This window comes from Microbacterium album (genome assembly GCF_014643695.1).
Classification (GTDB): Bacteria; Actinomycetota; Actinomycetes; order Actinomycetales; family Microbacteriaceae; genus Microbacterium; species Microbacterium album.
The window spans coordinates 1-19310 of the sequence record NZ_BMJY01000015.1; the positions used below are offsets into that span (position 1 = coordinate 1).

At 72.9% G+C, this 19310-nt stretch carries 13 protein-coding genes; 7 read left to right on the top strand and 6 right to left on the bottom strand.

From position 1 onward, the window contains the following. Positions 1–157 precede the first annotated feature (157 nt). Positions 158–1663: a flavin-containing monooxygenase gene (locus IEX37_RS13235; protein ID WP_188756758.1), complete on the bottom strand. Its 1506-nt coding sequence runs from the start codon at positions 1661–1663 to the stop codon at positions 158–160. Further along, on the bottom strand, positions 1660–4089 hold the full coding sequence (gene cofG / locus IEX37_RS13240; protein ID WP_188756759.1) for a 7,8-didemethyl-8-hydroxy-5-deazariboflavin synthase CofG: 2430 nt from the start codon (positions 4087–4089) through the stop codon (positions 1660–1662). Before cofG ends, IEX37_RS13235 begins: the two co-directional genes overlap by 4 nt. Before the next feature lie 140 nt (positions 4090–4229). Between cofG and IEX37_RS13245 the strand changes: the two genes are divergently transcribed. Further along, positions 4230–4598, top strand: a complete 369-nt coding sequence (locus IEX37_RS13245) for a hypothetical protein (RefSeq protein WP_188756760.1) — start codon at positions 4230–4232, stop codon at positions 4596–4598. A 40-nt stretch (positions 4599–4638) separates the two neighbouring features. Further along, positions 4639–5307 carry a CatA-like O-acetyltransferase gene (locus IEX37_RS13250; protein WP_188756761.1) on the top strand — a complete coding sequence of 223 codons (669 nt, stop codon included), beginning with the start codon at positions 4639–4641 and terminating at the stop codon, positions 5305–5307. Here IEX37_RS13250 and IEX37_RS16000 read toward each other — a convergent pair. Continuing rightward, positions 5297–7105, bottom strand: a complete 1809-nt coding sequence (locus tag IEX37_RS16000) for an ATP-binding cassette domain-containing protein (RefSeq protein WP_229663262.1) — start codon at positions 7103–7105, stop codon at positions 5297–5299. The two genes, IEX37_RS13250 and IEX37_RS16000, sit on opposite strands and share 11 nt — an antisense overlap. Positions 7106–7247: 142 nt before the next feature. Between IEX37_RS16000 and IEX37_RS13260 the strand changes: the two genes are divergently transcribed. The 3 genes from IEX37_RS13260 (at position 7248) to IEX37_RS13270 (ending at position 10329) form a co-directional block, all read left to right on the top strand. Further along, positions 7248–8339, top strand: coding sequence for an enoyl-CoA hydratase/isomerase family protein (locus IEX37_RS13260; RefSeq protein ID WP_188756762.1), 1092 nt, complete (start codon positions 7248–7250; stop codon positions 8337–8339). Positions 8340–8403: 64 nt separating this feature from the next. Further along, entirely contained in the window at positions 8404–9255 is an 852-nt protein-coding gene (locus tag IEX37_RS13265; RefSeq protein ID WP_188756763.1) for a TIGR03620 family F420-dependent LLM class oxidoreductase, read from the top strand. A gap of 330 nt (positions 9256–9585) precedes the next feature. Continuing rightward, a complete protein-coding gene (locus IEX37_RS13270) occupies positions 9586–10329 on the top strand; it encodes a response regulator transcription factor (RefSeq protein WP_188756764.1) in 744 nt (247 codons plus the stop codon). Position 10330: 1 nt separating this feature from the next. Here the strand turns inward: IEX37_RS13270 and IEX37_RS13275 are convergent, their stop codons facing one another. Together IEX37_RS13275 and IEX37_RS13280 are read right to left on the bottom strand one after the other, a co-directional pair. Next, positions 10331–11500 carry a hypothetical protein gene (locus IEX37_RS13275; RefSeq protein ID WP_188756765.1) on the bottom strand — a complete coding sequence of 390 codons (1170 nt, stop codon included), beginning with the start codon at positions 11498–11500 and terminating at the stop codon, positions 10331–10333. Further along, the gene (locus IEX37_RS13280) at positions 11497–13104 is read right to left on the bottom strand and encodes a sensor histidine kinase (protein ID WP_188756766.1); all 1608 of its coding nucleotides are present in this window, start codon (positions 13102–13104) and stop codon (positions 11497–11499) included. Before IEX37_RS13280 ends, IEX37_RS13275 begins: the two co-directional genes overlap by 4 nt. Before the next feature lie 179 nt (positions 13105–13283). On the opposite strand from IEX37_RS13280, the gene IEX37_RS13285 reads away from it, so the two are divergent. Continuing rightward, entirely contained in the window at positions 13284–15047 is a 1764-nt protein-coding gene (locus tag IEX37_RS13285) for an ABC transporter ATP-binding protein (RefSeq protein ID WP_188756767.1), read from the top strand. After that, positions 15044–17146 (top strand): ABC transporter ATP-binding protein, encoded by a 2103-nt coding sequence (locus IEX37_RS13290; RefSeq protein WP_188756768.1) that lies wholly within the window; start codon positions 15044–15046, stop codon positions 17144–17146. The genes IEX37_RS13285 and IEX37_RS13290 overlap by 4 nt, the downstream gene beginning before the upstream one ends. Before the next feature lie 91 nt (positions 17147–17237). Here IEX37_RS13290 and IEX37_RS13295 read toward each other — a convergent pair whose 3' ends face one another. Then, on the bottom strand, positions 17238–19238 hold the full coding sequence (locus IEX37_RS13295; protein WP_188756769.1) for a D-alanyl-D-alanine carboxypeptidase: 2001 nt from the start codon (positions 19236–19238) through the stop codon (positions 17238–17240). Positions 19239–19310 lie beyond the last annotated feature (72 nt).

Sequence of the window (19310 nt, forward strand, 5' to 3'; positions counted from 1 at the left end):
CCTCCGCGAGCACGGCGTAGTCCAGCAGCTCGCGCGGCCCGAACTGCTCGGACGACGCCTTGTAGCCGAAACGCATCGGAACCGTCATGTCGTTGCTCCTTAGTGGTGATCGGGCGCAGTGGTGAGGGGCGCAGTGGTGATCGGGCGCGGGCGGGTGTCAGGAGGTGAGGACCGGATCGGGCACGTCCGCGGCCAGCTCGGACCGCACGCGGGCGAGGCGCTCGCGGAAGGCGGAGACGGTGCCCGGCCACAGCAGGGTCAGGCGGCCCGACCGCGGATCCGTATACCAATTGCGGCATCCACCGGCGACCCAGGGGGTCCCGGCGGAGCGGTCGTCGATCTCGCGCGTGTAGGCGGCCTCCGCCTGCGCGCTGACGCGCACGGTCGTGTCCTCGGCGATGAGAGCGGCGGCGAACGCCGCCTGCTCCTCCATCATGAGCACGGCCGAGTTGTGGCCGAGGGACGCGTTGGGGCCGTTGAGCACGAACAGGTTCGGAAAGCCGTGCACGAGGGTCGATCCGACCGACGTCATCCCGTGCGCCCAGTGCTCGTCGAGCGTGCGCCCGTGTTCCCCGGTGACCAGCCGGGCATACGGCTGGCGCGCCGACTCGAAGCCGGTGGCGAGCACCAGCACGTCCGCCTCGTGGCGGGCGGCGCTCGCGGCGACGAGCGTGCCGCGCTCGACGCCGGCCAGCGCCGAGGGCTCGAGGCGCACGCGCCCGCTCGCGAGGGCGGGATAGAAGTCGTCGCTCAGCAGCACGCGCTTGCACCCGAACGCGTAGTCCGGTGTGAGCTGCGTGCGCAGCCGCTCGTCGGGGACCTGGGCGCGCAGGTGGCTTAGGGCGGCCGCGCGCGCCTCCCGCGCGGCCTCGGCGTCGCCGGCGCGGGACGCGTACCGCGCCTCGCCCTCCGCGTAGAGGGCGTGCCGCAGCCGCGAGAGTTCGGCGGGTCGCGCGGCCCACGCGGCCCGCTCCGTCTCCTCGTACGGATGGTCGCCGCGTGGGACGATCCACGCGGGCGTCCGCTGGAACAGCGTGACCTCGGCGCCCCGTCGGGCCAGCTCCGGCACGAGCTGCACCGCGCTGGCTCCCGTGCCGACCACGGCGATCCGTGCGCCGTCGATCGGCGCGTCATGGTCCCAGCGCGCCGAGTGGAAGGCGCGTCCCGGGAAGGTCTCGAGTCCCGGCAGCGCGGGCAGCGCCGGCTCGGTCAGCCGCCCGCACGCGAGCACGAGGTGGGTCGCCTCCATCACGCCCTCACCGGTCGCGACCTGCCAGCGATCGTCGTGCCACCGGGCGTCGATCAGCGCCGTTCCGAGCCGCAGGTTCTGGTCGAGCCCCTCCACACGGACGACGCGCTCGAGGTACTCGCGGATCTCGGCACCCGGCGCGAACGCTCGCGACCATCCCGGCCACGGGTGGGTGGACAGGCCGTACAGGGGCGCCGGCACGTCGCATGCCACGCCGGGATAGGTGTTGTCCCGCCACGTGCCGCCTACGGCATGTGCGCGCTCGAGGATGACGAAGTCGTCCCGGCCCGCCGCTCGCAGCGCCAGCGCCGCCGCGATGCCGGCGAAGCCCGCTCCCACGATCACGGTCTCCACGGCCCCGGCGCCGGTCCCCCGTCGCACAGGCGAAGGGATCTGCGATTGCGAAGGGATCATCGCGGCACTCCCTCTTCGGGTCCGCGGATCCCTTCGGAATCGTCGCCGCCGCGACGGCCGCCGCGCACCGGCCGCACCACGCTGACCTCCCCGTACGTCGTCGATCGCTGGCGGAACGGGCGGAACAGGCCTCGGGCGATGCGCCGGGCCTCGGGGAGGGGCAGCTCGAGCCCGTGCTCGACGCCGGCCTCGGGGAGCACGCGCCCGTCGAGCAGCGTGCCGCCCAGGTCGTCGCCGCCGCAGCGGAGGAGCTCGACGGCCGCGGGTATGCCGTGCCGTGTCCACGGGATCTGGATGTGCGGGATCGTGCCCGACAGGAACAGGCGCGAGACGGCCACCATCGCCCGGTGCTCGTCGAGCGGCTCGCGTCCCGTCACGAGCGCGACGCCGCCTCCCAGCGGCGGCGGCAGCGGGATCGGCACGAACTCGGTGAAGCCGCGCGCGATGCGCTGGATGGCCGCGAGCTCGCGCAGGTGCGCGATCCGCTCCGCCGCGGTCTCGACGTGCCCGTAGAACAGGACCGACGTCGAGCGGAACCCGGCGCGGTGCGCGGCGACGATGCCCTCGCGCCAGCGCTCGATCTCGAGGTCTGCGGGCGCCACGAGTCGCCGGACCCGTTCGCTCAGGATCTTCACGCCCGTGCCGGGCACGGTGTCGACCCCGGCCTCCCGCATCGCCTCCAGCGCGCCCGCCAGGCCCAGCCCGGAGCGGTCCGCCAGGTCGGCGACGTCCTGCGGACGGAAGGCGTGCAGGTGTATTCCGGGTGCGGCATGCTTCAGGGTCCGGGCCACGTCGAGGTACGACTCGGCGTCCTCGCCGGCGGCGACCAGACCCTGGACGCAGATCTCGGTCAGACCGAGCTCGACCGCGTCGCGAGCGAGCTCGGCGAGCGCCGCGAGGTCGTAGGTGCCCGGCTCGCCGGTCGCGACGCGGCGGAAGCCGGTGGTCGCGACGTTCCGGTTCGCGACGGCGCTGACCGCGTCTCCGACCGTGTATCGGCGCACGTCGTCCGCCGTGGCGGCGAGGGCGTCGACCTCCGGGCCCTCGGCGCGCAGCAGCCGCTCCCACTCCGCGTCATCGAGCGATGCGGGATCCGCCGCCGCGCGATCCAGCAACGCGCGGAAGGCGTCCGTCCCGGATGCACCGCCGCCGTGCTGGGGGGAGGGTCGCGCCGCGCCCTCCGGACGTATCACGGCGCCGCCTGCGCCGACGCGGGCGAGGCCGGTCGCGGGGTCGCGCAGCGCGTACGTCGCGGCACGGATCGCCGGATCGAGCCACGCATCGTCCAGGTACGGCGGGTGCGCCGTCAGCCGCTCGCGGAGCGCGAACCCGAGCTCGCCCGTGCGTGCCGCCAGGTCGTCCAGGTGGGGCCAGGGGCGCTCGGGGTTGACGTGATCCGCGGTGAGGGGTGAGACGCCGCCCCAGTCGTCGGCTCCGGCCCGCACCAGCAGCTCGAACTCCTGCGGGTCGGAGAGGTTGGGCGGCACCTGGATGCGCATGCCCGGTCCCATCACGAGCCGCGCGACGGCGACGGTCGCTGCGTACTCGATCAGCTCCGCGTCCGGCGCGTCCCGCATCGCGGTGCGCGGCTTGGCCCGGAAGTTCTGGACGATCACCTCTTGCAGGTGCCCGTGGCGCTCGTGGGTCGCACGCAGGGCGAGCAGGGACTCGGCGCGGTCCCGCAGGGTCTCGCCGATGCCGACGAGGACCCCGGTGGTGAACGGGACGCGGGCCGCGCCGGCATCCTCGAGCAGCCGCAGGCGCACCGCGGGGTCCTTGTCCGGCGAACCGAAGTGCACCTGGCCGCGCTCCTCGTACAGCCGCCGGGACGTCGTCTCCAGCATGACGCCCATGGACGGGGCCACGGGGCGCAGCATCGCGAGCTCCGCCGCCGTCATGACGCCGGGGTTGAGGTGGGGCAGCAGGCCCGTGTGCGCGGTGATGAGCCGCGCCATGTCCGCGACGTACTCGAGCGTCGACGCATAGCCGTGCCGGTCGAGCCACGCGCGCGCTTCGGGCCACCGGTCCTCGGGCCGGTCGCCCAGGGTCAGCAGCGCCTCCTTGCAACCGAGGGCCTGGCCCTGGCGCGCCACGGCGAGCACCTGGGTGCGCGACATGTACTCGGGCCGGTGCTGCGCCCGCAGCTGTGCCGGGGTGTCGACGAACACGCAGTAGTGGCACCGGTCACGGCACAGCGTGGTGAGCGGGATGAACACCTTGCGCGAGTACGTCATGACGCCGGGGCGGCCGATCGCCGCCAGGCCTGCGTCGCGCACGCGAGCGGCGGCGTCGAGCAGCCGCTCAAGCGCGTCGCCACGGGCCCCCAGCAGCGTCGTCGCATCGTCGACGTCCAGGCGAGCGCCGTCCGCGGCTCGTGCGAGCGCGGCCTCGAGGCGCGGCGTGATCTCCCGGTCGACGAGTGTCATCGCTTCAGTCTCGCACCGGCGGGACCCGCTGGGCATCGGATCGGGCGGGATCCGTCGCGATGCGGCGATCCTCTGCGATCGTTGCGTTCCCGTGAGATTGCGGGGCCTGCCGGACGGGACGCCCCTGGCAGGATGGGTTCATGGTGACTCTGCTGCTCGACCGGACGCAGCTGGAGGTCGTGCTCACGCGGACGGAACGCGTGCTCGCCGCGCAGAGCGGCAACATCCGCGTCGACCGCGGGGCGATCGCGAGGCTGCAGCTCACTGACGAACCCGCGACGTGGCTGCGCGGCGTGAGGTCGCCGGGCACGCACGTGCCGCGGCTGCTGTCGCTCGGCACGTGGCGCTCGGCGCAGGGCCGCGACTTCGTCGCGATCCGGCACGGCCGCCCCGGCGTCGTGATCGACCTCGACGGAGACGATCGCTTCGAGCGGCTCGTGCTGTCGACGCGGCACGGGCTGGCGCTCGCCAAGGCGCTCCACCTGGACCAGGACGACGCCGAAGTCTGAGCCGCCCGTGCGCTCGTCGCGGTGCTGCGAGGATGGGCGGATGATCCTGCCCGAGCCGATCGACCTCGAAACGTGGACGCGCCGCGAGACGTTCGAGTACTACCGCGTGCAGGTGCCGTGCACCTACGCCATCACCGTCGAGATCGACGTGACCCGGCTCCTCGCTGCGCTGCGACGCACAGGACGCAAGACGTACATCGCGCAGATCTGGGCGATCGCGAACGCCGTCAATCGTCGCCGTGAGTTCCGGATGGCGCTCACCGAGGCCGGCGCGCCCGCGACATGGCCCGTCGTGCATCCGGCGTTCACCGTGTTCAACGCGGCGCGCGAGACGTTCGCTGCGGTCTGGTCGCAGTACGACACGGACTTCGCTGCTTTCCACGACCGCACTGCCGAGGTGCTCGCGGATGCGGCATCCGCGACCACGATGTTCCCGCAGGGCGAGCTACCGCCCGACGTGTTCGACGTCTCGAGCGTGCCGTGGACGCACTTCACCGGGTTCTCGCTCCAGATCGACAACGGCACCCGGCACCTGCTGCCCATCTTCACGATCGGCCGGCACGTCGAACGCGACGGGCGCACGTTCATGCCGCTGGCCGTCCAGGTGCACCATGCATCCGCCGACGGGTTCCATACGGCGCGGCTCGTCGACGACATCCGGGAACTTATGGCGGTGCCGGGATGGGTGGGGGAAGCGCTCAGCCCTTAGGGTGCCCGTCCGGGTCGTCGTCGCCGCGCTCCTGCTCGTCGTGGCGCGGCGAGTCGGGGTGAGGGTCGTCGGCACGGGGCGCGTCCGTCTCCGTCACGGTGACGGACTCGAGTGCATCGCGGGTCTCCGCCTGGGCGGCCTCGCCCAACGCCGCCGCGAAGGGTCCGGACGGGCGATCACCGTCCTCGGCGCCGGTGGCGGGAGACGAACCGTGGAGGAGCGCGTCGAAGCTCGGCTCGGGACGGGGGCCGTCCTGCTCGCCGCCCGTGTCCTCCTCGGGGCCCGAGGGCAGCTCGATGACCGAGTCGGCCGTCTCGAGAGCGTCGGGATCGTCGGCGTCCTCGGCCGCGGGATGCGGGATGTCGTCCTCGTCGCGGCGGGGGAGCCAGCCCGGCGTGGGCTGCTCGCCCGGCAGCGACGCGGCGATCAGCTCGGCCTCCCCCGCGGCGACCGCACGCTCGATCTCCGGAGTCGGGCCGCCCAGCTCGGCGGCGTGAGCGGGCGCATCCTCGGTGGAACCGCTGCTGTCGCCGGTCGGATCGTCGTCCGCGACCTCGGTCGAGCGCACGTCGTCGGTGGCGACCTCGGCGTCGACCGTCGTCGCGACGAAGGGCAGTTCGTCCACGGCGGCGACGGGTGCACCCGCGGCGTCGACGACCGGCGCGGCCGGCGCGGTCTCGGGCGCGTCGTCCGTCGTCTCCGCATCGGGCGACGCGCCATCCGCCGACGCCTCCGACGCGATGTCCCCGGCGTCCCCCGCGTTCGCGGCGTCCGTCTCCGCCGGCGTGTCCGCCTCCGGCTCTGCGGCCTCCGGCTCCGCGGCCTCGGGCTCCGCGGCCTCGGGCTTTGCGGCCTCCGGCTCCGCGGGCACGCCCTCCCCGGCGCCCTCCCCGGGCGACCCGGTCCATTCCCCGGAGACGATCTTGAGGAACACGTCCTCGAGGCTCTGGATGCGCGGCTGCAGTGAGGACAGCGGCACTCCCGCCTCCGCGGCGAGCACGCCGATCTCCGTCGTGGTCGCGCCGTGCACGTTGATACCCGAGCGCAGCAGCTCGAAGCTCAGCCCCTTCGCCGCGAGCGCGTCGCGCAGGCCGGCGCGGTCCGGGGAGTCGACCGCCACCACGGTGCCCTCGTGCGAGGCGAGCTGCTCGATCCCGCCGCTGAACAGCAGCCGGCCGTTCGAGATGATCAGCACGTCGTCGGCCACCTGCTGCACCTCGGCGAGCACGTGCGAGGACATGAGCACGGTGCGGCCCTCGTCCGCGAGGCGCCGCATCAGCAGGCGCATCCAGCGGATGCCCTCGGGATCCAGACCGTTCGCCGGCTCATCGAAGACGAGCACCCCCGGATCGCCCAGCAGGGCCTCCGCGATGCCCAGCCGCTGGCGCATCCCCAGGGAGAATCCCGCGATGCGCATGGTGGCCACGTCGCTGAGGCCCACGACATCGAGCACCTCGGCGACCCGGGCCGAGGATACGCCCGCGGCGCGGGCGACGGCGGTGAGGTGCTTGGCGGCCGTGCGCCGCGGACGGAACTGCGGGTGCTCGAGGACCGCGCCGACCTCGGAGCGGGGGCGCGAGAGACCGCTGTAGGGCACCCCGCCGATCGTGGCCGTTCCGGAGGTGGGCCGGATCTCGCCGAGGAGGATCCGGAGCGTCGTCGTCTTGCCCGCTCCGTTGGGCCCGACGAAGCCGGTGACCGCGCCGGGTTCCACGCGCGCCGTGAAGTCGGATACCGCCGCGACGTCGCCGAAGATCTTCGTGACTCCCCGGAACTCGAGCACCTTGCCGTCCGTCATCCGCTCCCTCTCTGGGTGTTCAGGTCTTCCGCTTATCTTGGCGGATATTCCGCCGATCCTGGGGATCCGGCGGTTTCCGGGCGCGGTCGGGGCCCGGCGGGCGGCCGCCGGAGGGGCCGCGCGCGCCGGGTAACGTTGCGGTGTGACCTGGCCCACGGACGACCCCCGCATCCTCGCGCGCCGCCGGGGCGGGCTGGGGACGATCACGCTGAACCGGCCCGAGGCGATCAACGCCGTCGACACCGCCATGGTGCGTGCGATCCGCTCGGTGCTCGACGCATGGCTCGACGATCCCGACGTCCAGGTCGTGCTGTTCGACGGGGCGGGGACGAGGGGCTTCAGCGCCGGCGGCGACGTGCGGGGTCTTCACGCCGCGCTCGCGGCGGGGGACGTCGCGGGGCCGGATGAGTTCTTCCGCGCGGAGTACACCATGAACGCCGCGATCGCCGAGTACCCCAAGCCGGTGGTCGCCTTCGCCGACGGTGTGACCATGGGCGGGGGCATCGGCATCGCCGGCCACGCGCACGTGCGGATCGTCACGGAGACCTCGCAGCTGGCGATGCCCGAGACGCGGCTGGGCTTCACCCCGGACGCCGGCGGGTCGTGGCTGCTGGGCCGCGCACCCGGCAGGGTCGGAGAGTTCCTCGCCCTGACGAGCTGGGTCATGGGTCCCGCCGACGCCGTCCACGCCGGGTTCGCCGACCACGTCGTGCCGGCGCAGCGCCTGGCCTCGCTCCACGACGCGCTCGTCACCCGCGCCGATCCGGCCACCCCGGCGGAGCTCGCGATGCTGTTCGACGAGACTCCGGAGCCGGGCCCGATCGAGCGCGCGCGAGCCTGGATCGACGAGGCGTTCGCCGCCGACACCGTGCCGGAGATCGTGGCGCGGCTCCGCGAGTTCGAGCGCTCCGCGGGCGGTGCCGACGGCGACGGGGTCCCCCCGTCCGACGCGCTCGCCGCGCTCGCCGAGCGCTCGCCGACCGGACTGGTCGTGTCGCTCGCCGCCGTGCGGTCCTCGCGCGCGCTGCCCGGCCTGCGCGCCGCGCTCGAGCAGGAGTACGGCCTCGTGTCGTGGTTCATGGCGACGCAGCCGGACATGGCGGAGGGCATCCGGGCGCAGCTCGTCGACAAGGACCGCTCCCCGCGGTGGAATCCGGCGGACCTCGCGGATGTGCCGGCGGAGATCGTCGGAGAGGCCTTCGCCCACGAGCCGGCACGGGCGCTGTTCGACTGACCCTCGGGCACGGCGGACCGCCGCGCGCATTGAGGCCCGGTCGGCGCGCTGGCAGACTGGCGGCATGACGCAGGCGGCTGACTTCGGTACGTTCGGCGTGTGGCGCGGCGCGGCGCTGCTCGACGCGCCCTTCGCGCGTCGTGTCGAAGCGCTGGGCTACGGCACGCTGTGGATCGGCGGGTCGCCGAGCGGCGACCTGGGCATCGTCGAGGAGCTGCTGGACGCGACCGAGGCGATCGTGATCGCCACCGGGATCGTGAACATCTGGAAGGACGATGCGGTGACCGTCGCGCGGTCCTTCCGCCGCATCGACGAGCACCACCCCGGACGCTTCGTGCTGGGGATCGGCTCCGGTCACCGTGAGGCGACCGCGGAGCGCGTCCGTCCGCTCGCCTCGCTCGCGGCGTACCTCGACGTGCTCGACGCCGAGGGCGTCGGCCCCGATCAGCGTCTGCTCGCCGCGCTCGGCGACCGCACGCTCGCGCTCGCCGCGGAGCGCTCCCTCGGCGCCCATCCCTACCTCACGGTTCCGGCCCACACGCGTCACGCCCGCGCCGTCATGGACGCCGCCCGGCCCGGCGCGCTCCTGGCGCCCGAGCAGAAGATCGCGATCGCCGACGACGCGGACGCGGCGCGCGCCACCGCCCGCGCATACCTCAAGCGCTACTTCCGGCTCGAGAACTACGTCGGCGCGCTTGTGCGCCACGGCGTGGACGAGAGCCAGTTCGAGGGAGGGGGCTCGGACGACCTGATCGACGCGGTCGCTTCCAACCCCACGGTCGACGCCGGCGTCGCGGGGCTGCGGGCGCACCTGGATGCCGGGGCCGATCACGTCAGCGCGCAGGCGCTGGGGGACGACCCGCTCGGCGCGCTCGAGCTGCTCGCGGAGAGCCTCGAGCTTCCGCCCCGTCGCTGAGAGCACTCGAGCGTGTCCCCCATTCGGGGGACAAATCTGAAGGCATCCTTAGGGCGAACTTGAGCCGGGATTGAGGCTACGCCCGTAGGTTTCTACCTGATGGCGGCCGTGACGGCGGGACCCGAACGAGCCGTCCCGCGACAGGAAGCACCCCCCACGAATCGCCCTGTCGCACGGCCGCCATCACTTCCACGTCGCGCCACTGCGATCGCTGCGGTGTACCCCGGCTGCACCGTCCCGACCGCGCCCGTGTCAGCGTGGGCGCATTCCGGGAGCGGTTCTGCGATATCGTGGCGGCCGGAATCGAACCGGGCGTCGGAAGGCAGGGCCGTGGAGCACCCCCGCGTCGCCGTCGTCGTCGAGGACGACGAGGACATCCGAGTGCTCATCAACGAGGTGCTCGTGCAGGCGGGCTTCGAGGTGCACTCTGCGTCCACAGGACTGGAGGGGGTGCGGCTCGTGCAGGAGCATCAGCCGCTCGTGACCACTCTGGATCTCAGCATGCCGGGGATCGACGGATTCGAGACGGCCAAGCGGATCCGGGCCATCAGCGTGACGTATCTGGTCATGCTGACCGCGCGCGCCGACGAGATCGATGTGCTCCAGGGTCTGCAGGCGGGGGCGGACGACTACCTCACGAAGCCCTTCCGTCCGCGAGAGCTGCGCGCCCGCGTCGAGGCGATGATGCGACGGCCCCGGGTGCCGACGGCGGTCGTCGCGCCGGCGCCCGACAGCGCGTCGCCGCCGGCGGAGGTCGGCTGGCTCGAGCACCGCGGGGTGCGTCTGCACCCGGACATGCGCGTCGTGACGGTCGAGGGCGAGGCGCTGGAGCTGACGCGGACCGAGTTCGACCTCCTCGAAAAGCTGCTGCGCGCGGGCGTGCGCGTCGTCTCGAAGCATCAGCTCTCGCTGGCCCTGCGGGACGAAAGCCGCGGACAGTTCGTCAGCGACCACGACCTGCGCGCGATCGAGGTCCACATGGCGAACCTCCGCCGGAAGCTGGGGGAGTCGGCCACGCGGCCCCGCTGGATCGAGACCGTCCGCGGGGTCGGTTACCGCCTCACGGCGCGCTGACTCAGAGCTCGGTCAGCGCCACCTCCGCGTCGGGCGACGACGCGGAGCGTCCCGCGGCCTCCCGGGCGGCCTCGACGAGCGCGCGGGCGCGGGCCGTCGCGCCCGCGCTCACCGCGACGCCCACGCCGACCGTGGGCAGCACCACGTCGTCCGCGGCCAGCAGATCGTCCAGCAGGCATCGCTGCACGTGCTGCGCCACGCGGATCCCCTCACCGGGATCGGGCAGGACCAGCGACACGGCGATCGTGTGCGCGTCGAGGTGCCCCACCGCGGCGTCGAGCGGCGCGTGCCGCCGCACGCTGGATCGCCAGCCCGACTCGATCGGCTCGGTGACCGCCGGTCCGAAGGCGGCCGACAGGGCGCGCAGGTCCTCGATGCGGAAGGCGATCACCGCCACGTCGGCCTCGACGTCGCGCGCTCGCGAGACGAGATCGCGCAGCACCACGTCGAAGACGTGACGCGGAAGCGGGTCGCGCGGCGAGGCGTCCGCGGGACGCAGCTCGAGGGTGGGGGGCGGTGCGCCGAGCGATTGCAGGCGGAGCACCGACGTGGACACGACCGCGACCACCGTGAGCGCTGCCGTCAGCAGCGAGGTGGCGTTCGTGTCGAACCACTCGCGGAACAGTGCGCTCTCCGGGCCCACGATGAGGAAGACGACCGCCCGTCCGGCGTAGAACGCGGCGGCCACCGACAGGACGAGGGTCAGGCCGATGGCGCTGAAGGCGCGCCGCAGGGCGCCGCGCCTGCTCTCGACGGCGCCGAGCGAGGCGAGGACCACGATGGCGGCGAACAGGGCGGGCGCGCCGGCCCAGTCTCCTCCCTCGGGCCCGTCGAGCAGCGCCGCGGCGAACACGATCAGGCTGGCGGCCGCCGTGAGCATGCGCGGCAGCCCGCCGAGGCGGCCGTTGAACACCCGGCAGCCGAGCCACATCAACCCCATCTGCGCGGCGAAGGCGCCGTTGCCGACGGCGACGGCGCCCCACAGCGAGCGCTCGAAGGCCCACACGAGGTAGCAGAAGACGGTCAGGATGCCCGTGAGGAAGGACGCGGCCCAGTACCGGCCGGCACCGCTGTCGCGGCGGGTGACGGTCTCCAGCAGGAACGTCGATCCCGCGGCGAAGACGACGAGGGCCGCCACCAGCGACGTCGAGTGCAGGTCGAGGTGCATCACCTGCCGCCTCCTCGCGGATCGGCGGCCGGGAGCCTCACGACGAACGTCGCGCCCTCGCCGAGCCGGCTCTGCACGGCGATGTCGCCGCCGTGAGCCCGCACGATGTCGTGACAGATCGCCAGCCCCAGTCCGCTGCCGTGCACGCTCGACGTGCGCACCGAGTCGGAGCGGAAGAACCGCTCGAACAGGTGCTCCTGCTCCGCCTCGCTGATGCCCGGCCCGTCGTCGCTGACCGCGATCACGGCGTCCCCCTCGTCGTTCGCGCAGGCCACCTCGATGTGGCCGCCGTGCCGCCCGTACCGCACTGCGTTGGAGAGCAGGTTGTCGACCACCTGCCGAATCCGCTGCGGATCCGCGAACGCCGTGGTCGGCTCGACGTCCGAGACGTCGATGGAGATGTCGCGCTCGCGGGCGCGCGGGGCGGCCGCCTCCACCGCGTGCCGGAGGATGTCGGCGACGTCCGTCTCCGACCGACGGAGCGAGACGCCCGCGCGCGCGTCGGTTGACGCCGTCAGGATGTCCGAGACGATGCCGAGCAGGCGCTCGGCGTTGCGGTCGGCGATCTCGAGGTTGCGTCGCGCGGCGGGCGGGAGATCCGGGTCGTCGAGGGCCAGCTCGAGGAAGCCGAGGATCGACGTGAGCGGCGTACGCAGCTCGTGCGAGACGGACGCGACGAGGTCGTCGCGGGCCCGCAGCGCCAGCAGCTCGGCCGTGACGTCGCGGGAGACGACGAGCGCGCCGGCCTCTCCCGCCGGCCCCCCGCGCATGCGGCGGGCGGTGACGTGGAGGGCCCGGCGATCGTCGCCCACGGCGCCGTACCAGATCACCGCCCCCTCGAACGTCTCGCCGCGGCGCGCGCGGGCGAGCGGGCGATCCTCGGGGGGCAGGGGCGTGACGCCGTCGGCGTGGAAGGCGGCCGTCGTCTCGTCCCCCTGCAGGCGCGCGTGCGCCTCGTTCGTCACCGCGAGGCCGCCGTCGGGCGCGATCCGGATGACGCCGAAGTCGACCGCGTCCAGCACCTCGGTCACGAGCGCCTCCTCCCGCCGAGCCCGCTCGAGCGCGTTCTGCAGCACCCGGGACTGTCGCGCGAGCAGCGCGCGCTGAGCGGCCGCGCGGCGCGCGATGACCTGGCCGAACACAGCGATCGAGGCCAGGGTGAGCGGCAGCATGACGGCGCGCAACTCGAAGCCGTCCGTGAACCCGGCGACGAGGCTCCAGTAGATCGCGCTCGTGCCCAGCACCGCCGCGGCCGTGGCGGCCCACGTGAAGTTCATCGCGATCCACAGCACGGGGAACAGCCACACGAGGCCCAGGCCGCCGAGGGGCTGACCCAGCTGGAGGAACGCGATCGCGACGATGTCGGCGGCGGGGATGGCGAGCGTGGCGGCGCTCGGGAGCAGCTCCCACCGCACCGTCACGGCGAAGGCGCTGATCACCATGATCCCCGTGAAGCCGATGACCAGGGCCGTCGCATCCTGGTACTCGCCGGTCAGCAGCATGACGAGACAGGCGAACAGCACGACGCCCGTGAGCAGCAGCTGATTGAGGAGGACGGTACGCTCGCGCGTGACGTCGCGGTGCGGCACCGGAGCGCGGGCGGGCATGTCCAGACGCTATCGCGTCGATCGCTGCGGCGGGTGCCTCCGCCCGGCGGCCCCTCCCCGCACGGCGGGCGATTTCGCCCTGGGCGGACCGCCCGGGCGTCGGGTGGTGGGATGTCGGCGGCCCGTGGCAGGGTGAGGTGACCGCGTCGTCGACGCGGGAATCCCCCTCAGGAGTGCCTGTGCTCGGCAAGCTTCTCATCCGTTATCTGTCGCGCTATCGCCTGGCGCTGCTCGGCGTGCTGGTGTTCCAGCTGCTCAGCGCGCTCGCCGCGCTGTATCTGCCGCGCCTGAACGCCGACATCGTCGACCACGGCGTCGCTCAGGGCGACACCGGCTACATCTGGTCGACCGGCGGCCTGATGGTCGTGATCTCCTTCGGACAGATCCTCTTCGCGGTCGCGGCGACGTTCTGCGCGGCGCGCGCCGCGATGGGCGCGGGCCGCGACATCCGCCGCGACGTCTTCGACAAGGTGAGCGCCTTCTCCGAGCGCGAGGTGTCCCAGTTCGGCGCGGGATCGCTCATCACGCGCAACACGAACGACGTGCAGCAGGTGCAGATGCTCGCGATGATGGGCGCCACCATGCTCGTCATGGCGCCCATGCTCGCCATCGGCGGCATCATCATGGCCCTGCGCCAGGACGTCGGGCTCAGCTGGATCATCGCCGTGTCGGTGCCGGTGCTGCTCATCGTCGCGACGCTGATCATCAGCCGCATGGTGCCGCTGTTCCGCACGTACCAGCAGAAGCTGGACGCCGTGAACCGCGTCATGCGCGAGCAGCTCACGGGGGTGCGCGTCGTGCGGGCGTTCGTGCGGGAGGCGATCGAGGAGGAGCGCTTCCGGCTCGCGAACACCGACATCATGGTCGTCGGCCGCAAGGTGGGCTCGCTGTTCGTGCTGATGTTCCCGCTGGCGATGCTCGTGCTCAACGTCACGATCGTGGGCGTGGTGTGGTTCGGCGGCATCGAGGTCGACGCGGGCGCCGTGCAGATCGGGACGATCTTCGCCTTCATGCAGTACGTGGGTCAGATCCTCATGGGCGTGCTGATGGCGATGTTCATGACGATCATGATCCCGCGCGCGGCGGTCTCCGCCGATCGCATCGGCGAGGTGCTGCGCAGCACGTCGACGCTCGATCGTCCGGACGACCCCGTGTCCGACTTCCCGGCACCCGGGAGCGTCGCGTTCCGAGACGTCGGCTTCACCTACCCCGGCGCGGAGTCCCCCGTGCTGCACGGGATCACGTTCCACGCCTCCCCGGGCGAAACCGTCGCCGTCGTCGGCTCGACCGGGTCCGGGAAGACGACCCTCGTCTCGCTCATCCCGCGCCTGTTCGACGCCACGGAGGGTGCCGTCGAGGTGCACGGCGTGGACGTGCGGCGCGCGGACCTCGACGCGCTGTGGCGCGGCGTCGGCCTGGTGCCGCAGCGCCCCTTCCTCTTCAGCGGCACCGTGGCGTCGAACCTGCGCTTCGGGCGGGAGGACGCCACGGACGAGGAGCTGTGGCACGCGCTCGAGATCGCGCAGGCGCGCGACTTCGTGTCGCAGATGCCCGACGGCCTCGACTCGCGCATCGCGCAGGGCGGCACCAACGTCTCCGGGGGCCAGCGGCAGCGCCTCGCGATCGCGCGCGCGATCGTGCGCCGCCCCGCCATCCTGCTGTTCGACGACTCGTTCTCGGCACTCGACCTCACGACCGACGCCCGACTGCGTCAGGCGTTGTGGCGCGAGCTTCCCGGCGTGACGAAGATCGTCGTGGCGCAGCGCGTGTCCACCATCACGGACGCCGATCGCATCGTCGTCGTCGAGGGCGGCCGCATGGCGGGCATCGGCACGCACGACGAGCTGCTGGCCGGCAGTGAGACCTATCGCGAGATCGTCGCGTCCCAGCTGGGGGCCGAGGACAGCGGGCCGGGTTCGCAGGAACGGGAGGTGCGGGCGTGAGCGCGCAGGACACGACGGGGCAGCCGCTGGACGAGGACGAGCGCTATGAGCTCGAGCTCGCCGAGCGGGCACGGCAGAGCGCGGGCGACTGGGACTCGGTCGCGCCCGGCAAGGCGGCGAACTTCGGCAAGAGCTTCCTGCGGTTCATCGGGCTGCTGAGGCCGCACGCCTGGGCGTTCGGCATCGTGTCTCTGCTCGGCGCGGTCGCCGTGGTGCTCGCGGTGATCGCTCCGAAGGTGCTCGGCGAGGCGACGAACATCGTGTTCGAGGGCGTCGTGCAGCGCGGACTCGCGGAGCAGTTCGCTGCGGGAACCTCGCAGCAGGACGTCGTCGAGGCGCTGCGCGCGGCCGGTCAGACGGAGCTCGCGAACATGGTCGGCGCCATGGCCGAGTTCCAGATCGGGTCGGGCATCGATTTCGACCGGCTGCGGATGGTGGTCGTCGCGGTGCTCGCGATCTACGTCGGGTCGGCGCTGCTGACCTGGCTCCAGGGCTATGTCATCAACGTGATCATGGTCCGCACGATGTGGCGTGTGCGCGAGGAGGTGGAGGCCAAGATCAACCGCCTCCCGCTGTCGTACTTCGACCGCGTCCAGCGGGGCGAGCTGATCTCGCGCGTCACGAACGACGTCGACAACATGACGCAGACCCTGCAGCAGGCGCTCTCGAGCGCCCTGACCTCGGTGCTGACCGTCATCGGGGTACTCGTCATGATGTTCTCGATCTCGTGGCAGCTCGCGCTCGTCGCGCTCGTCGCGCTGCCGCTCATGGCGGTGATCTTCGGTGTGATCGGGCCCCGCTCCCAGAAGGCCTTCCAGACCCAGTGGCGCAAGGTCGGGCGTCTCAACGCGCGCGTGGAGGAGTCCTTCTCCGGCCACGCGCTCGTGAAGGTGTTCGGCCGGGAGAAGGCCACGAGCGAGGCGTTCCAGCGGGAGAACGAGGAGCTGTACGACGCCGCGTTCAAGGCGCAGTTCCTCTCGGGCATCATCATGCCCGGCATGCAGTTCGTCGGCAGCCTCACGTACGTCGGCATCGCGGTGCTGGGTGGCCTGATGGTGGCGGGCGGGCAGATCCGCATCGGCGACGTGCAGGCCTTCGTGCAGTACTCGCAGCAATTCACGCAGCCCCTCGCCGAGCTCGGCGGCATGGCCGCCGTCGTCCAGTCCGGCACGGCCTCGGCCGAGCGGGTCTTCGAGCTGCTGGACCAGGACGAGCAGGAGCCGGACGCCGAGGATGCGCCGGAGCCGGTGGCCGGTCGCGGGGTCATCGAGTTCCGCAACGTCTCGTTCTCGTACGACCCCGAGCGCCCCCTCATCCGCGACCTGTCGTTCCGCGTCGAGCCGGGACAGACGGTCGCGATCGTCGGGCCGACCGGCGCGGGCAAGACGACGCTCGTCAACCTCATCATGCGGTTCTACGAGCTCGACGGGGGCGCGATCCTGCTCGACGGCCAGGACATCGCCGAGCTGACGCGCAACGACGTGCGCTCGCGGACCGGCATGGTGCTGCAGGACCCGTGGCTGTTCGCGGGCTCGATCCGGGAGAACATCCGGTACGGCCGGCAGTCGGCGAGCGACGAGGAGGTGCTCGAGGCCGCGCAGGCGACCTACGTCGACCGGTTCGTCCGCGCGCTCCCGGACGGCTACGACACCGTGCTCGAGGAGGACGCGTCGAACGTCTCGGCGGGCGAGAAGCAGCTGATCACGATCGCGCGCGCGTTCGTGGCGCGGCCGAGCGTCCTCATCCTCGACGAGGCGACGAGCTCGGTCGACACCCGCACGGAGCTGCTGCTGCAGCACGCGATGGCCGCGCTGCGCGAGGGACGGACGTCGTTCGTCATCGCGCACCGTCTGTCGACGATCCGCGACGCCGACCTCATCCTCGTGATGGAGCACGGCGACATCGTCGAGAAGGGCACCCACGACGAGCTCATCCGCCGCGAGGGCGCCTACTGGCGGCTGTACCAGTCGCAGTTCGAGCACGCGGCCGTCGATCTCGACGCCGAGGAGCAGCTCGTCGCCGCGGCGGACCCGGCGGCGACCGACGTGCCGGCGGCCGCCGGCGCCCCCGGCGAGGACCCGGCCCCCGCCGACGTATGACAGGGCGTTGACTAGCCTTCGTGCTGCTTACTAGCGCTCCCCGCGCTAGTAAGCAGCACGGGCGCTAGTCAACGGGATATACCCTCACCTATCAGTCGAGGCCGAGCAGCTTGAGCGGGTGCGACAGGCGCCACAGCAGGTCGGGGCCGGCCAGCTCGCTGTCGAGCGTGAGGGGGACGTCCGCCGAGTTGAAGGGGCCCGTCGCGGTGAGCTTGCCCACCTCGGCGCCCTCCGCGAGCCCCACCTCGATGTCGTACTGCGCGTCGATCGCCGCGGTGCCCCGGTCCCACAGCACGACGGTGGCGTCTGCGGACGTGACGACGTCCGCAGACGCGCCCCACTCCGTGGCGACGCTCGCGACGCGCGTGCCGGCGGGCACGGACGGCCCGGACTGCAGGGATGCCTCGACCTCCCGCAGGAGCGTCTCGCTCACCCGATCGCGGCTCTCCGCGTCCGGCTGGCCGAGCACGGCGACGTACGTGGTCACGGTCGTCTGCCCGATCGTGACGTTCTTCGCGGTCACGAGGTTCCACGCGGCCATCCAGGAGTTCCAGAGCGCGCCGGTCTTGATGCCGACGACGCCCGGCTGCTCGAGGAGCGGGTTCGTGTTCTCCACGTGCCCCGCGCCCGGCAGCTCGATCTCCTGCGTCGCCACGATCTCGGCGATGACGGGGTTCGCGAGCGACAGGCTCGCGAGCTTCACGATGGCCTCGGGGGTCGCGGTGTTGCCCGTGCCGATCCCGCTCGCGTCGACCATCGTGATCCCCTCGAGTCCGTGCGCTTCGAGCCAGCCCGGCACCTCGAGCACGAACGCGTCCCTCGAGCCCCACAGCTCGGTGGTGAGACGGTCGACGTAGTTGTTGGCCGAGCCGATGAGGATGCCCTGGAGCAGCTGGCGCTGCGTGAGGGTTCCGCCGACAGGCACGTCCAGAGCCGACTCGTTCGCGCGCCGGTACGCCCAGTAGCTGACGCTGTCGGCATAGCTGAAGTCGTAGGACGGGCCCTCCTCGCCCACCGCGAGCGGCGCTTTCTCGAGGATCATCAGCGACGTGACGAGCTTCGCGATGCTCGCCATCGGCGTCGCCTCGGAGCTCATCGACGTCACGGCTCCGATCCCCTCGGCGCCCACCGCGGCGTTGCCGACGTCGGGCCACGTGAGCGCGAGCTCGTGGCCGGGGACGGGTTCGACCGTCGCGGCCGAGACGACGGGCGCGACCTCGGTGAGCGGCCACACGGCGCACGCTCCGACGTAGCCGGCCGCGAGCACGGCAGCCGTCACGAGCGGTGCCGCGACAGCGCCACGTCGGCGCCGGCGCGCAGGGAGAAGGTCGGGTGCAGGGTCCGTCGTGCTCGCATCGGCGCTCGGGCGCGTCCCCAGCGTCGCGGGGTCGACCCAGCTGAGAGCGGCGAGCGGCGGCGCCTCGTCGACCAGGGCCAGAAGCTCGGCTTCGGGTGACGGCTCGTCAGCAGGCGACGGCTCGTCGGACGCCGACTCGTGAGAAGCCGGTTCCTCCGGAAGGAGCTCCTCCGTGGCAGGCGGCGCGAGGAGGGCCGACTCGGTGGGCAGTGCCGGGCGGGGTGCCGCGTCCACGACCGTGGCGGCGGCGCTCGGCTCGTCGAGCCGCGCGGGGGTGTCCGTCGCAGGCGGCACCGTCTCCGGCACGGCGGGAACCGGTGCGGGGGCGCCGGCGGCGCCCGGCGCGAGAGGCGCGCCCGCGGGTGCGGTGAGACCGGTCCCGGTGGGGGGGGAGTCGGCGGTCGCGCGCAGGGTCCGTCGATTGCGGCGCCGCAGCGGGGGCGCGGCTGCGGGCTCGGTGGGCTCGGCCGCGGGGGGCGCGTCGAACGGCGCCTGCGCCTCCAGGTCGTTCGCCGACACCGCTCGCCACTGCGGCGGTGCCACGGGGGCCGCCGCGGCGTCGGCGGCGGCGAACGCTTCGGCGACGCTCGTCACCGCGGGGGCGGGCTCGCGCCGCGCGGGCGCGTCAGGCAGCACCGAGGACACGCCGGCCGGGCCCGCGGGCTCGTCGGGCAGGACGGCGGGCGCGGCGGGGGCGTCGGCGTCGGTGCGCTCGAAGACGTCGTCGGATGCCACCCGCCTACGGTACCCGGCTTGCGCTCGACGTGGGCTGGACGCGCGCGGTGTCGCGGGTGATCCGTGGCGCCG

Excerpts from the sequence above, each read along its gene's own strand:
- IEX37_RS13235 (WP_188756758.1), bottom strand. The coding sequence starts at position 1,663 with ATGATCCCTTCGCAATCGCAGATCCCTTCGCCTGTGCGACGGGGGACC.
- cofG (WP_188756759.1), bottom strand. The coding sequence starts at position 4,089 with ATGACACTCGTCGACCGGGAGATCACGCCGCGCCTCGAGGCCGCGCTC.
- IEX37_RS13245 (WP_188756760.1), top strand. The coding sequence starts at position 4,230 with ATGGTGACTCTGCTGCTCGACCGGACGCAGCTGGAGGTCGTGCTCACG.
- IEX37_RS13250 (WP_188756761.1), top strand. The coding sequence starts at position 4,639 with ATGATCCTGCCCGAGCCGATCGACCTCGAAACGTGGACGCGCCGCGAG.
- IEX37_RS16000 (WP_229663262.1), bottom strand. The coding sequence starts at position 7,105 with ATGACGGACGGCAAGGTGCTCGAGTTCCGGGGAGTCACGAAGATCTTC.
- IEX37_RS13265 (WP_188756763.1), top strand. The coding sequence starts at position 8,404 with ATGACGCAGGCGGCTGACTTCGGTACGTTCGGCGTGTGGCGCGGCGCG.
- IEX37_RS13280 (WP_188756766.1), bottom strand. The coding sequence starts at position 13,104 with ATGCCCGCCCGCGCTCCGGTGCCGCACCGCGACGTCACGCGCGAGCGT.